Below are 13,888 nucleotides of genomic sequence, written 5' to 3'. Positions count from 1 at the left end.
GAGATACCGCATGAATCGCATCCGCGTCGCCCTGGCCGACGACCACCCCGTCGTTCTGGCGGGCGTCCGCGCACTCCTGAACGCCGACCCGGAAATCGAGCTCGTCGGCGAGGCGACATGCGGTCGTGACGCCCTGCGGATGATCGAGGAGGCCATGCCCGATGTCGCGGTCGTCGACGTCTCGATGCCCGGGCTCAACGGCCTCGAACTGACGGAGCGCGTCGCCCGCGATTGCCCGACCACCCGGGTGCTCGTGCTCACGGTCCACGAGGACGCGGCCTACGTCCAGCCGCTGCTCAAGTGCGGCGCCCGGGGCTACCTCCTGAAACGCTCGGCGGCGGACGACCTGCTCCGCGCGGTCCGCGCGGTCGCCACGGGCGGCATCTATCTCGATCCGTCCGTCGCGGGCCAGGCCCTGGCGGACAGCTCCGGCGCCGCCGGTGATCCCGACGCCGCCAGGAGCGGCGAGGCGCTGAGCCCGCGGGAGGCCGAGACCCTGCGGTTGATCGCACGAGGCTTGAGCAACAAGGAGATCGCCCGGCGCATCGACGTCAGCGTGAAGTCGATCGAGACCTACAAGGCGCGCGCCGCCGAGAAGCTCGGACTGAAGACGCGCGCCGAGATCATCCGCTACGCCGCGGCCCGCGGCTGGCTCGACGCGCTCACGCTGCGATAGCGGCTGCGCGCCGACGAGAGCGGCCGACTGCCGTCTGCGCGGCGCCGACCACACGGGAGAGACGCATGCAGGAATCCGTTGCTCTGCTCGTTCGTGAAGCCGCGACGCTCGATGCCGTCGCGGATGCCCTTGGCACGGCAGCGTCCGTTCTGATCGACCTGGGAAATCGAGCAGGGGGACGCAGGCTTCGACGCATGGGTCGGGACCAGCGGGTCAAGGCGCTGATGCGCCGGGCGCAGGCGGCGAGCCTTCTCGGACGCGAGCTGTCGGCGGCCGAGGCGACGGGACTGTGACGGACCCGGGGCCCTGCCGCAGGACGGCTTCCCGTCCACCTTTATGCTTGAACACAGTGAGATAGGGGCGGGCCCGTGCCCGGCCTCGTCCGGCAGCGGGGCCTGCGCGATGGCAATCTCGATTGCAGGTTCTGATGACGTGGTCGGTCTTCCGCGACTCTGCCCAAGGCGAATGGACGGGGCTTGGCATTCAAACGCCAAAGTGCCTGTCCTTCCGTGCGGGCCGGCCGTCCTGCGCATGCAGGAAGCAGGCATGGCGTTCCTCGATGTCCGCGAGGTCCTGAGGGTCGTCGATGTTGCGCCGTGCCGCGGCCACGGCCAGATCCGCGTGCCTGCGAAGCTCGGCGACGCGGTCGGTCGAACGCTCGACCTCCGCGACGCGGGAGAGGACATCGAGCAGGCGCCCGAGCACGTGCACCGAGCCGGCGGCGTTCTGGCGAATCATGTGGAACATGGCGTCGCACAGCCCGCCGTAGTCCGTGACCGGGTGAAGGAGCACGATGCAGCCATCCCGGTCGACCGCCCCGGTCGGCAGATAGCGCGGCGCGATGCGGCAGAGCGCATCGCCCAGGTGATCGAGGACGCTCCCCGCCGTCATCGGGTCGTTGATGCCCGGCGAGAGCGCCCGCACGGCGATCTCGACGAGTTGCCGCACCGAGTATTCCAGATCCTGCAGGGCGGCCGGGCGTCGTCCGAAGACGAGTGCGCGCGCCACGGCTTCCGGCGCCTCGTCGACGGGAGCCGAGAGAAACGCGACCGGGAAACCCGTCGGCACGTAGTCCCCCGGTCGCACCCGCAAGGCGACGACGATCCCGCGGTCTCGTGCCCAATCGGCCAGACTGTCCGCATCGACGGCCTGAAGGTATCCGCCCTGCGCCGCCGCCACGGGAGCACCGCCCGGGGTCCCGGACGGAGCCGTCAGGTCCGGCGCCTCGCGGGTCCGTGCCGCCACGGCCTCGCAGAGGTCGTGGTGGACGGCATCGACCACCGTCTCGACGTTGATGCTGGTGGCGATGTGGTGGACGAACCAGACCAGGGTAGCGAGCGAGAGGAGCGCGAGCGCGATGGCTCCGGTGATGGCGAGGTGAGGAACGAAGGGACTCTCCTGCACCGTGCGGACCGTGCGCAGGACCATCAGCGCATAGGCGAAAGTACCGAGGAAGATGCCGAGCACGACCTGATTGCGGGCGTCGCGCACGAAGTTGCGCAGGAGCCGCGGTCCCATCTGGCTCGAGGCGAGCGTCAGGGCGGCGATGGTGATCGAGAAGGTCGTTCCCGCCACCCCGATGGTCGAGGAGGCGACGGCGCTGAGCAGGGCCCGCGCGCCCTCGGCGCCCCCCGAATAGCCCCAGTTCGCGTCGGGCGAGGAAGCATCGTAGCCGGCGATGTGGGCCGTCTCGAGCCAGACCGCGAGCTGCGCCAGCGTCAGGCTGCCGAGGACGATGAGGGCCGGGCGCAGCCAGAACTGATCGCCCAGGGCCTCGATCCAGGCGCGGAGCCGCGACCTCAAACCCGCTCCTCCTCGCGCCGGGCCTCGTCCTCCCGCTGCACCCGCCACCGGGGCCGGGGTGGGCTCGTCCCCTCGGGCCAGCCCTCGCGCTGGCGGGAGCGGTCGCCGTCCGTCTCCTCGGTCTGGTCGTGCAGGAGCACCTGGCTCGTCGGATAGGGAAGGTCGATGCCGGCTTCCGTCAACGCCTCCTTCACGTTGGCGATGGCGTGGTCGAGAGCGTCGACGGCGTCCCGGCGCCGGGGCGGATCGATCCACAGCCGAGCCGTCATGTCGACACCGGCCGCCCCGAGGCCGGTGACCAGCGCCTCCGGCGGCGGGTCGGCGAGCACGCCTTCCGTCGCGCGCAAGGCCTCGACGATGACCCGGCGCGCCTCGCGGATGTCGTCGCCATTGCCGATGGTGAGCGGGAAGGCGAGCCGGCGCTTCTCGTGCGCGGTGATGACGGTGATCTTGTCGACGAACAGAGTGGCGTTCGGGATCAGCACGCGCTGATTGTCGTAGGTGCGCAGCACCGTCGCCCGCACCCATACGTCCTCGACGGTGCCCTCGTGCGAGCCGGCCCGGATCTGGTCGCCGATGACGAAGGGGCGCGTCAGGAGGATCAGGATGCCGGCGAGCAGATTCTGGAGCACGTCGCGGAAGGCGAAGCCGATGGCGACGCCGCCGATGCCGAGCAGGTTGAACAGGTCGGCGGCCGAGACCGATGGGAACGCCACCGAGGCGGCGATCAGGAACGACACCAGGATGGTCACCCCGCCGGCGATGCGCCCGAGCACCGCGGCGGATCCGGGCGAGGCGTCGCGCAGTGCGGCAGCCCGGCGCACGCCGGCCCGGACGCCCCGGGCCACCAGCAGGCCGAGGCCGAACAGGACAAGGGCGACGGCGAGCCCCGGCAGAAGGGCGACGCTCGCACGGCCGAGCTGTTCCAGACGTGCGAGAGCTTCCGAGAATATCATGTCCGCTCTTGATCATGAGGAAGCCGCCGGACGCGTAACTGGCATCCGGCGGCGCTTTAGTCCGCCACGGCGAACGTTGCACTCAATGAAAGTCCCTGACGGTCAGCGACGGGGCCCGCCGGTCGTCTGACCGTATTGCTGGCCTCTCGCTCCGCGCGACGGCATTCCGGCATTGCCGCGGCTCGCGGATCCCTGCCGCATCCGGTGGCGACGCATATGGCGACGCGACATGCGGACCTGGACGAGGTTGGTATCAACACCGCTTTTCATGCCGGCCGGCGCTGCGGGCATGGCCTGCGACGGGACAGCCAGGGAGCAGAAGCCGAGGCCGGCGAGCAATGCGGTGGCGACGATCGTGCGCTTCATGATGGTGTCTCCTGTGTTCGGATGGTCTCAGCTCTTCTTCTTCGAGTACTCAAATTTCGGTGCGTTCTTCAGCGTATCCTTGTCGGTATCGGCATGGACCGCCCATTTGCCGTCCTTGTTGCTGATGGCCAGGGTCGAGGGATCGAGCACGACGTAGCTCTCGCCGAGGCCGAGGAAGCCCCCGACGCTGACGACGACGCCGGTGATCGTCTTGCCGTTCTCGATGACGAGATCCTCGACCTCGCCGACATTCTCATTCTTGTTGTTGTACACGGTGGTGCCGACGAGCTTCGACGACATCACGTCGGCCGGCTTGACGGTCACGTATTTCAGCTTGACCGTCGCCGTGTCGGCCATCTTCATTCCCGTGTCTGGGGATGACGCTGGCGCGGCCGCCGGCGGTGTAGGAGTCTGGGCAAGGACTGGGGCCGCAATGCAGCTGAGCGCGAGCGCAGCCAGCACGGTGTTTTTAGACATCGACGGCCTCCCTTGATCCAGCTTGGTTTGCGAGCCGAGCCCGGTACGCGTCTGCAGTCTTTCCCACGGACACCGGACTCGGTCACAAACGTGCGCGTAGCGAGAATGTTCAGCAGAAATTCAGGATCTCTCGAATTTGGCCGCTGCGGATAGACTGTTCCCGGCGTGCTGACACAGCCGGGATGAAGGCCGGCCTGATCCGCGTGTCGCACTGTCGCGACGCCGATCGACCGTCGGTTCGGCGGCACGGCCGGGAACCACATCGATCGGCAAAGGCTTGCCTGTCGATGTCGGCAGCTTGCGAAAGCGACGGCTCCATCACCGGCATGGACCGCAGGCGAGACCGTTCCTGCGGCCAGGTCGGACATCCACGACAGGCGTGGTCCGCCGACGGCCATGTCCGGGTGAGCGTTTTCGTGAGAGCCCTATCATGTTCTTCGACACCTGGTCCGGCCTGGCGCGGGTGGTGATCGTCGGCCCGCTGGCGTACGTCGCCCTCGTCCTGTTCCTCCGGATCTCTGGCAAGCGGACCCTGACGAAGCTCAACGCCTTCGATTTGGTCGTCACGGTGGCGCTCGGCTCGACCCTGTCTTCCATCGTTCTGACGAAGTCGGTGGCGCTGCTCGAGGGCGTGCTCGCCCTCGCGACGCTGATCGCGTTGCAATACCTGATCACGTGGTCGAGCGTGCGATCATCCTTGATCGAAGGGCTGGTCAAGGCCGAACCGACTTTGCTTGCCAACGACGGAGAACTGCTCACGGGAGCGATGCGCCGGCAGCGCGTCACCCGGGACGACATCCTCTCTGCCTTGCGGTCCGAGGGGTTGGACGACCTCTCGCAGGCAGCGGCCGTCGTGCTCGAAACGGACGGCTCGATCAGCGTGCTCAAGGCGTCGTCGGACCGGACGCCCGGTGTAATGGGCGTTCCGCAGCCGGAGACGCCGTCGCGTCGGCCGGGACGGGCTTGACGGCACTGTCGCGACGCTCGCAGCGCAAGCACAAGGGTGACTCGTGATCTCCATCTTCGATCTCGCTGCGCTGCTCCTCACCCTCTCGGCGTTGTTCGGCTGGTTGAACCATCGCTTTTTGCGGTTGCCCCACACCATCGGTCTGCTCGTGATGGGCCTGGCGGCCTCGCTCGCCCTCATCGCACTCGACCTCGCCTTCCCGGACCAGCACCTCTACGAGGACCTCACGCGGGTGCTCCGGCAGGTCGACTTCACCGACGTGGTGATGAACGGCATGCTGGCCTTCCTGCTCTTTGCCGGGGCCATGAGCCTCGACCTGCGGTCTCTGCGTGACCGGGCCTGGCCGGTGGCGACGCTCGCCCTCCTCGGCACCCTAATCTCGACCGGCCTCGTTGGCGGCGCGTTCTGGGCGGCCTCGCAGGCCATAGATCACCCGATTCCATTGCCGTGGGCCCTGGTGTTCGGCGCCCTCATCAGCCCGACCGATCCGGTGGCGGTGCTCGCCACGCTGAAGAACGTGAAGGTGCCCGAGGCGCTGGAAATCGAGATGCAGGGCGAGGCCCTGTTCAACGACGGCGTTGGCATCGTGCTGTTCACGGTCCTCGTGACCTTCGCGGCCGGGACGGGGGCTGAAGCCACTAGCGTCGGTGGCGTCGCCAAGCTCCTCCTGCACGAGGCCGGAGGCGGCCTCGCTCTCGGGGTGGCGACCGGTTACCTGGCCTATCGCGCCATGCGCGCCATCGACGACTTTCCCGTCGAGGTACTGATCACCCTGGCGCTGGTCGCCGGCACCTACGCGCTCGCCCAGAAGCTCGGGGCCAGCGGTCCTCTGGCGGTTGTCGCCGCGGGATTGCTGGTCGGCGACCGGGCCCCGCGCGACGCGATGAGCGAGCGGACGCAAGGCTACGTCTCCTCGCTCTGGACGCTTATCGACGAGGTGCTGAACTCGGTTCTGTTCCTGCTGATCGGGCTGGAGGTCCTGGTGCTGCGCTTTGCGGCGAGCGGGCTGGTGCTCGCCGCCTGCGCTGTCCCCATCGTGCTCCTCGCCCGACTCGCGGCGGTCTCGATGCCGCTGCTGGTCTTCCGCTGGGGCGGACACCTGTCGGCGCGCAACGTGCCGTTCCTGACCTGGGCGGGGGTGCGCGGCGGCATCTCGGTGGCGCTCGCGCTGTCTGTTCCGGAGAATGCGGCGAAGCCGGCTCTCCTCGCGGCGACCTACGCGGTCGTGCTGTTCACCATCGTGGTGCAGGGCTCGACGCTCGGCATGGTTGCGCGGCGGACGCTTCGCGAGGGCCGGGACGATCGGAGCCGGCCGACCTGATGACGTCGGGACTGGTCAGCCCGCACCTGTCTCAATAATCACCCTCGTCCGGGATGTTCAGCAGGTGGCCGCAGGCCTTGCAGTGCACGGCGTCCGGCTCATGGCGCTGCAGCCCGCAGGCCTCGCAGGGGAAGCGCACCTTGTAGGGGCGGAACACCACCTGGGCGAGGCGGAAGAACAGCGTCACGCCGCAGATCATCACGAACACCGAGAGCAGCCGGCCGGTCGCCCCAGGGAGGGTGATGTCGCCGTACCCGGTCGTCGTCAGCGACGTGACCGTGAAGTACAGGGCGTCGACCGGTGTCTGGATCGCCGGATTGCCGCCGTGTTGCGTGGCATAGACGATGCCCGTCATGACGAAGACGAACACCACGAGGTTGGTCGCGGCCAGGATCGCGTCCTCATTCCGGCGGAACAGGTCGCTGTCCTTCCGCAACCTCTCCAGCAGGTGGTAGGTGCGCAGCAGCCGCAGCGTGCGCAGGATGCGCAGGAAGCCGACGCCCTCGACGAGAACGGGGGCGAGGAACGAGGCTACCGCCACGAGGTCCGTCCAGGTGCTCAGGTGACGGAACTCGCGCAGCGGGGCGCGGCTGACGACGAGGCGGGCGGCGAAGTCGAGCAGGACGCACAGGCCTACCGCCACGTCGCAGGCGACGATCCACGGTGACAGCGGCAGGAACGACGTGGCGACCACGAAGGCGACGGTCGCCACGTCGAACACGAGCAGGGCGTAGCGGAAGCGGTGCGCGCCCGGCGCGTCGCCCTCGTAGAGCTCGCGGAGCTTCGCGACGGGCGTCGCCGTCGAAAGTCGGTGTGCAAGGGGCGACATCGAAATCCCGCGGTGACCGTGTCCGCCTCAGCGTCGGGACGGTCGGGCCGGGGCGAACCGCAGCACCAGGGCCCCGGCGGCCATGCAAGCGAGGGAGCCGATCAGCACGCCGACCTTGGTTTCGGCCTCAAGCTCCGGCGCGTTCGCGAAGGCGAGCAGGCCGATGAACAGGCTCATCGTGAAGCCGACGCCGCAGAGGAGCGAGACGCCGTAAACCTGCGCCCAGGCCGCATGGGCCGGCCGCTGCGCCAGCCCGAGCCTCACCGCGGCGAGCACGAGACCGAACACGCCGACCTGCTTGCCCACGAACAGTCCGAGCGCCACGCCGAGCGTAACCGGATCGAGCAGCATGGCCGGCTTGAACCCAGCCAGGGACACGCCGGCATTGGCGAAGCCGAAGACCGGCAGGATGAGGTAGGCCGACCAAGGATGGACCGCGTGCTCCAGGATGTGCAGCGGCGAGGTCGGGTCGTCCGGCTTGCCGACGCTGAGGCGCAGCGGGATTGTCAACGCGAGCAACACGCCGGCGATGGTCGCGTGGACGCCGGACTTCAGGACGAACACCCACAGTACCACGCCGAGCAACAGGTAGGGCCACAGCCGTGCCACGCCGGCCTTGTTGAGCCCGTAGAGGACGGCGAGCGTGAGGCCTGCGCCACCGAGCATCGGAAGCGACAGGTCGGCGGTGTAGAACGCCGCGATGATGAGTACGGCTCCCAGGTCGTCGATGATGGCCAGCGCCGTCAGGAAGACTTTGAGGGAGACCGGCACCCTGGGGCCGAGCAGCGCCAGCACGCCGAGGGCGAACGCGATGTCGGTGGCGGCTGGGATGGCCCAGCCCCGCAGGGTCTCGGGCGAGTTCCAGTTCACGGCGACGTAGACGAGGGCCGGCGCGGCCATGCCGCCGAGCGCCGCCATCCCCGGCAGCACGCGGTCGGGCCAGGTGCGCAGGCGCCCGTCGAGCACCTCGCGCTTGATCTCCAGCCCGACGAGCAGGAAGAACACCGCCATCAGGGCGTCGTTGATCCAGTGCAGGACCGAGAGCGGGCCGAGATAGGCCTTGAGCGCGGTGAAGTAGGTGTCCGCCAGCGGCGAGTTGGCCACCACCAGCGCGAGCGCCGCGGATGCCATCAGGACGAGGCCGCCGCCGGCCTCGCTGACGAGCATGTCGCGTAGGGCGGACAGGGGACGACGAGGAGGCCGCGAAACGGCGTGGGTGGGCGACGGCACGGGCACGGATCTCCGGCGCTGGCGGCCCGACCAGCGCTCGTCCTGCCGGTCCGACCGACGGACCGCGCACCCTGCCCGGGCTATCGCATCGAAGCCCGGCAGGCACAACCCGCTCCCCGCCGGATCACATGCCGGTGGGGTCCCCGCTGGTTCGTCGCGCCGACTGGCGCCGCCATGCTTGTTCCGCGTTATCCGCCAGGTTTGGCAAGGGAAGCCCCGCGGCATGGGGATACGAAGCTCGATCCGTTCGATGGGAACCGCGGTGTCGAGGGTGGTCGGAGGATGAGCGCGCCGTCACTCAAGCGGGTTTTCGACTTCCGGCCCTCGCTCGCCTTCCTCCTCATGGGCCAGCCATAGTTACCGGACCTGCGGAGGCTGATCCCTGACGCATCCCGACGAGATCGGCATCCGACGAGAACCTCGAAGCCGCGCGACGGAGTGGCTCGTGTCGGCGCTCCAAGTGAAGGAAGGCGCGGCACCCACCGTGTCTTTCGTTCTGTCTTTTGGGTCCGGGTGGGCAGGCCGTGTGGCACCGTCCGTCGCCGGTGCGCGGACGGTGTGACCAACCTGTGGATCCCCTGGGCCCGCCGACCGCCGTTAAACCGCTCTAAGGTGCCACGGCCCATGGTCCGGAATCGAACATACCCGGGTCCGCGCCATGCTCACCGTCGTCGGTTGCCTCGTCGAAGCCCATGACCTCCGTCTGGTCGCACTCGCAGCCGGCATCTGCGCGTTGTCCGCCCTGACGACGGTCTGCATCGTCAGCCACGCCCGCCGGGCGGCCGGATGGGTCCAGTCGGGCTGGCTCACCGTCGCGGCCACCGCCGGCGGCTCCGGCATCTGGGCCACCCACTTCATCGCCATGCTGGCCTTCGCGCCGGGCGTCCCGAGCGGCTACGATCTCGCGCTCACTGGCCTCTCCCTCGTCATCGCGGTTGCCCTCGCCGGCTCGGGCCTCTCGCTCGCGGTGCTCGTCGGCGGCAAGGTCGCGGCATGGGCCGGGGGAGCGGTGCTCGGGTTCGGCATCGCGGCGATGCACTACACCGGCATGGCCGCCTACGACGTCGCCGGCCACAAGGCGTGGGACCCGGCCACCGTCGGCATCTCGCTCGCCCTCGGTGGCCTGCTGGGCGGCGCCGCGCTGGCGGCGCAGCTCGGCGCCCGCGGCCTCGTGCGCCAATTGCCCGCCGCCCTCCTGCTGCTGCTCGCCATCTGCAGCCACCATTTCACCGCCATGGGTGCCGTCACGGTCACGCCCGACCCGGCGCTCGCCGTCTCGCCCTCCGCCGTCCCGAACGCCTGGCTCGCCGTGGCCGTGGCTCTGGCGAGCTTCGCCATCCTGCTCCTCGCCGGGGCCGCCCTGGCGCTGGACGCGCGCGACCGTCGCCACGCCAAGCTGGAGGCCGACCGTCTGCACAGCCTCGCCAACGCCGCCGTCGAGGGCCTCGTCGTCTGCACCGGCGACATCATCGTCAGCGCGAACCGCGCCTTCGCCAAGCTCGTCGGCCTGCCGCAAGCCGCGCTCGCGGGGACGGCCCTGTCGGCGTACCTGCCCGGGGACGCGACGCGGCTCGCCCTGGCCAGCCAGCCCGAGCGACCGGTCGAGGCCGAGCTACGCCAGGCTGACGGGACGCAGGTGCCGGTCGAGGTCATCATGCAGCCGGTCGAACACGCGGGGCGGCCGCACTACGCCGTCGCCGTGCGCGACCTGCAGGCGCGGCGCCAAGCCGAGAGCCAGATCCAGTTCCTCGCCCACCACGACGCGCTCACGGGGCTAGCCAACCGCGCAAGCTTCGGCAGGCGCCTCGACCAGGAGATGCGCGCCGCCGACGCGGGCGGGCGCAAGCTCGCGGTGCTCTGCCTCGACCTCGACCGCTTCAAGGAAGTCAACGACCTGTTCGGCCACGCCGCCGGCGACGCCATGCTGGAGAGCGTCGCCCGCATCGTCTCGGCCGAGCTCGACGACACCCAGATGATGGCCCGGCTCGGCGGCGACGAGTTCGCGGTCCTGATGCCCTGCGCCGGGCCGTCCGAGGCCGGTCGGCTTGCCGAGCGCATCCTGGAGGCGCTGCGCTCCGGCAGGGCCGAGGCGGGTGGTCCGCAGATCGCGACCAGCATCGGCGTCGCCCTCTACCCTGACGACGCGCGGGAGCGCGCGGCCCTCCTGAGCAACGCCGACACCGCCCTCTATCGGGCGAAGTCGGAAGGGCGCGGCACCTACCGCTTCTTCGAGGCGAGGATGGGCGTGGAGGTGCGCGAGCGCCGTATGCTCGAACACGACCTGCGCCACGCCGTGGCCCGCGGGCAGATGCATCTCGTCTACCAGCCGCAGACCGACGTCGGCTCCGGCGAGGTCATCGGCTTCGAGGCGCTGCTGCGCTGGAAGCATCCGGAACGCGGCTTCGTCTCCCCCGCCGTGTTCATCCCCATCGCCGAGGAGAGCGACGCCATCCTGCGGATCGGCGAGTGGGTTCTGCGCGAGGCCTGCCGCGAGGCGGCGACCTGGCCGCGGCCCCTGTCCATCGCGGTCAACGTCTCGGCGGTGCAGATCCACAGCCCACACTTCGTCGGCCTCGTGCACGAGGTGCTGCTCAGGACCGGGCTGGCGCCGCACCGCCTTGAGGTCGAGGTGACCGAGACCGCGCTGATCAGCGATCCGAACCGGGCGCTCCTGACGCTTCGCCAGTTGAAGGCACTCGGCCTGCGCATCGCGATGGACGACTTCGGCACCGGCTACTCGTCGCTCTCGAACCTGCGCTCGTTCCCGTTCGACAAGATCAAGATCGACCAGTCGTTCGTGCGCTCGGTCGACAGCAACGAGCAGACCGCCGCCATCGTGCGCTCGGTGCTGGGCCTTGGCCGCGGCCTCGGGCTGCCGGTCCTGGCCGAGGGGGTCGAGACGGAAGCCGAGCTCGGCTTCCTCGCGGCCGAGCAGTGCCACGCGGCACAAGGCTATCTGATGGGCCGGCCCTCACCCATCGACCGGTTCGCCCAGCACACGCACGGGACCGCGCAGCCTGGTCCCGGCGAGCGGAAGCTCGCGTGAGGTCGGCTCGCCCATAGCAACCCCGCCAGCGGCCGAGGCTGCGGCGACTGCGGAGCTAGATGCGGGAGTACCGTCCGGATAAGCTGGGCGTACCAGATCCGACCGGGATCTGCCGAGAGGGATGCCGCAGGTGCGCCGTCGTCTCGTCCTGCTCGCCCTCGCGGCCTTGCTCCCGCTCGTGGCGCTCTCCGGCGTCTTGTCGTTCCTCCTCCTGCGCCAGCAGCAGGCCGCGATGCGCGCCGAGGCGACGCACGAGGTCGAGCGCATGCTCGGCGCCGTGGACCGGGAGCTCCTCACACAGATCGAACTCCTCAAGGTCCTGGCCGAAACGCCGACGCTCGACGGCGACAAGCCGGACCTCCCTGCCTTCCAAGGCTTCGCCGAGCGCTTCCGGGGCCAACTGCCGCTCTGGCACCGCATCATCCTGGCCGATACCGACGGCCACATGCTGGTACGAACCGGCTCGCCCTTCGGCACCCCGCTCCCGCCGCTCGTGGACGAGAGGAGCTACAGGCGGGTCCTCGACACGGGCGAGCCGACCATCGGCGACCTCGCCGGCCCTGGCCCGTCCGGCAACGGGATGCCGCGGGCAAGCTTCCGCGTGCCCGTACGGCGCGACGGCGCGATCCGCTACGTGCTGACGGGCGTCGTCTCCATCAAGCCCCTGACGGCCCTCCTTGGGAAAACCGGGCTCGACCCGGAATGGCGGCCCTACCTCGTCGACGGCTCGGACCGCATCGCTGCGAGCTTGCGGACACCGGGGAACGTCGGCGCCCGGGCGATGCCGCCGACGGTACTGGCGCGCGAGGCCGGCACCTTCGGCGTCTACGACGGCATCTCGCCGGAGGGCGAGCCCCTGGTGACCGCCTTCCGTAAGTCCAACCGAACGGGATGGTCCGTCCACCTCGCCATCCCTCTCGATGTCTACGGCCGGCCGCTGACGCATGCCGCCTGGGTCCTGGGCGCCGCCGGTATCGCCGCGGCCCTGATGACCGCGGCCTTCGTCCTCCTGCTCCGGCGCGAACTCCGGGCGCAGCGGCAGGATACGCTCGCCCAGGAGCGGGCCGTGCGCATGGAAGCGCTCGGGCGCATGACCGGCGGCGTGGCGCACGACTTCAACAACCTGCTGATGATCATCCTCGGCAACCTGGAGATGCTGGGCCGGCGCAACCACGAGCCGCGGCTGGAGCGTTACGTCTCGGCCATCCGCAAGGCGGCGGAACGCGGCACGCACCTGACCCGCGAGCTGCTCGCATTCTCCCGGGGCCAGGGCGCCAAGTCGGAAGTGGTGGATCTCAACGAACGCCTGCTCGCCACCCTCACGATGATCCGGCAGTCCGTCAGCGGCCATATCGAGGTCTGGACCGACCTCGTCCCGGGCCGGCATGCGGTCCGGCTCGATCCGCTTCAGTTCGACCTGGCGCTACTGAACATCGCCGCCAACGCCCGGGACGCGATGCCGGACGGCGGCACCTTGCGGATCACGACCCGCAGGATCCTCCTGCCGGATCGGACCGGTCGCGAGGGCATCGCGCTGTCGTTGCACGACACCGGGAGCGGCATCCCGGCCGAGGCCCTGCCGCACGTGTTCGAGCCGTTCTTCACGACGAAGGACGTTGGCAAGGGGACCGGGCTCGGACTGAGCCAGGTCTACGGCTTCGCCAAGTCGTCCAACGGTTCGGCCGACATCGAGAGCCGGGCGGGCCACGGCACCACCGTGACGCTCCACCTCCCCTTGGCGCTGGAGGAGGTACCGAAGCAGGCCGCGGGGCCCGCGGATACGGGCACGGTCGGAGCGGCCCAGGCCCTTGTCGTGCTGGTGGACGACAACGACGAGGTCCGGACCGTGACCGCCGCGTTCCTGGAGGACGCGGGCTTCCGGGTCGAACAGGCGAATGCCGCGCAGGCGGGGCTGGACTTGCTTGAGCGAGGTGGCGTCGACATCCTGGTCAGCGACCTCGTCATGCCGGGCGGGATGGACGGCCTTGCCCTCGCCAACGAGGCTCGCCGGCGCTGGCCCGGGCTGCCGGTCATCCTGGTCTCCGGTTACAGCACAACGGCGGCGAAGGCGACGGAGCTCGGCTACACGCTCTACATGAAGCCATACGAGATCGCCGAACTCGTCCGGGGCATCCGGAACCACCTTGCCGGGAACCAGCGGCCGGCGTTGGGGAAACCCGTGTGACCACCCATCCGGTTGGCCTCGGTCGGCGACAT

The 13,888-nt window shown here is 69.7% G+C and carries 12 protein-coding genes; 6 read left to right on the top strand and 6 right to left on the bottom strand.

Translation table 11 applies throughout. The annotated features are described in order from the left end of the window. Positions 1-10: 10 nt before the first annotated feature. Both F1D61_RS30130 and F1D61_RS30125 read left to right on the top strand, forming a co-directional pair. A complete protein-coding gene (locus F1D61_RS30130; protein ID WP_060847189.1) occupies positions 11-676 on the top strand; it encodes a response regulator in 666 nt (221 codons plus the stop codon). Positions 677-741: 65 nt separating this feature from the next. Beyond that, positions 742-969, top strand: a complete 228-nt coding sequence (locus F1D61_RS30125; protein ID WP_145984646.1) for a hypothetical protein — start codon at positions 742-744, stop codon at positions 967-969. Between the two features lie 190 nt (positions 970-1,159). On the opposite strand, the gene F1D61_RS30120 is transcribed toward F1D61_RS30125, so the two are convergent. From F1D61_RS30120 to F1D61_RS30105, 4 genes are all read right to left on the bottom strand, one after another. Further along, complete coding sequence (locus F1D61_RS30120; RefSeq protein WP_060847188.1) at positions 1,160-2,479, bottom strand: DUF2254 domain-containing protein; 1,320 nt, start codon at positions 2,477-2,479, stop codon at positions 1,160-1,162. After that, positions 2,476-3,435, bottom strand: coding sequence for a mechanosensitive ion channel family protein (locus F1D61_RS30115; protein ID WP_060847187.1), 960 nt, complete (start codon positions 3,433-3,435; stop codon positions 2,476-2,478). The genes F1D61_RS30120 and F1D61_RS30115 overlap by 4 nt, the downstream gene beginning before the upstream one ends. A gap of 102 nt (positions 3,436-3,537) precedes the next feature. Beyond that, positions 3,538-3,801, bottom strand: a complete 264-nt coding sequence (locus F1D61_RS30110; protein WP_145984645.1) for a hypothetical protein — start codon at positions 3,799-3,801, stop codon at positions 3,538-3,540. A 27-nt stretch (positions 3,802-3,828) separates the two neighbouring features. Continuing rightward, complete coding sequence (locus tag F1D61_RS30105; RefSeq protein WP_060847186.1) at positions 3,829-4,164, bottom strand: PRC-barrel domain-containing protein; 336 nt, start codon at positions 4,162-4,164, stop codon at positions 3,829-3,831. 544 nt (positions 4,165-4,708) lie between these two features. On the opposite strand from F1D61_RS30105, the gene F1D61_RS30100 reads away from it, so the two are divergent. Together F1D61_RS30100 and F1D61_RS30095 are read left to right on the top strand one after the other, a co-directional pair. Further along, positions 4,709-5,245 carry a DUF421 domain-containing protein gene (locus tag F1D61_RS30100; protein WP_060847185.1) on the top strand — a complete coding sequence of 179 codons (537 nt, stop codon included), beginning with the start codon at positions 4,709-4,711 and terminating at the stop codon, positions 5,243-5,245. 43 nt (positions 5,246-5,288) lie between these two features. Then, positions 5,289-6,566, top strand: a complete 1,278-nt coding sequence (locus F1D61_RS30095) for a cation:proton antiporter (protein ID WP_060847184.1) — start codon at positions 5,289-5,291, stop codon at positions 6,564-6,566. 31 nt (positions 6,567-6,597) lie between these two features. On the opposite strand, the gene F1D61_RS30090 is transcribed toward F1D61_RS30095, so the two are convergent. Both F1D61_RS30090 and nhaA read right to left on the bottom strand, forming a co-directional pair. After that, positions 6,598-7,395 carry a potassium channel family protein gene (locus tag F1D61_RS30090; RefSeq protein ID WP_060847183.1) on the bottom strand — a complete coding sequence of 266 codons (798 nt, stop codon included), beginning with the start codon at positions 7,393-7,395 and terminating at the stop codon, positions 6,598-6,600. A 27-nt stretch (positions 7,396-7,422) separates the two neighbouring features. After that, positions 7,423-8,625: a Na+/H+ antiporter NhaA gene (gene nhaA, locus F1D61_RS30085; protein ID WP_060847182.1), complete on the bottom strand. Its 1,203-nt coding sequence runs from the start codon at positions 8,623-8,625 to the stop codon at positions 7,423-7,425. Positions 8,626-9,283: 658 nt separating this feature from the next. Here nhaA and F1D61_RS30080 point away from each other — a divergent pair. Together F1D61_RS30080 and F1D61_RS30075 are read left to right on the top strand one after the other, a co-directional pair. Further along, a complete protein-coding gene (locus F1D61_RS30080) occupies positions 9,284-11,671 on the top strand; it encodes a bifunctional diguanylate cyclase/phosphodiesterase (protein WP_060847181.1) in 2,388 nt (795 codons plus the stop codon). 130 nt (positions 11,672-11,801) lie between these two features. Then, a complete protein-coding gene (locus F1D61_RS30075) occupies positions 11,802-13,856 on the top strand; it encodes an ATP-binding protein (protein ID WP_060849358.1) in 2,055 nt (684 codons plus the stop codon). Positions 13,857-13,888 lie beyond the last annotated feature (32 nt).

It is taken from the genome of Methylobacterium aquaticum (assembly GCF_016804325.1).
GTDB classification, from domain to species: Bacteria; Pseudomonadota; Alphaproteobacteria; order Rhizobiales; family Beijerinckiaceae; genus Methylobacterium; species Methylobacterium aquaticum_C.
Note: the sequence above shows the minus strand (reverse complement) of the source record. Positions and strands in the feature narration are given on the sequence as shown.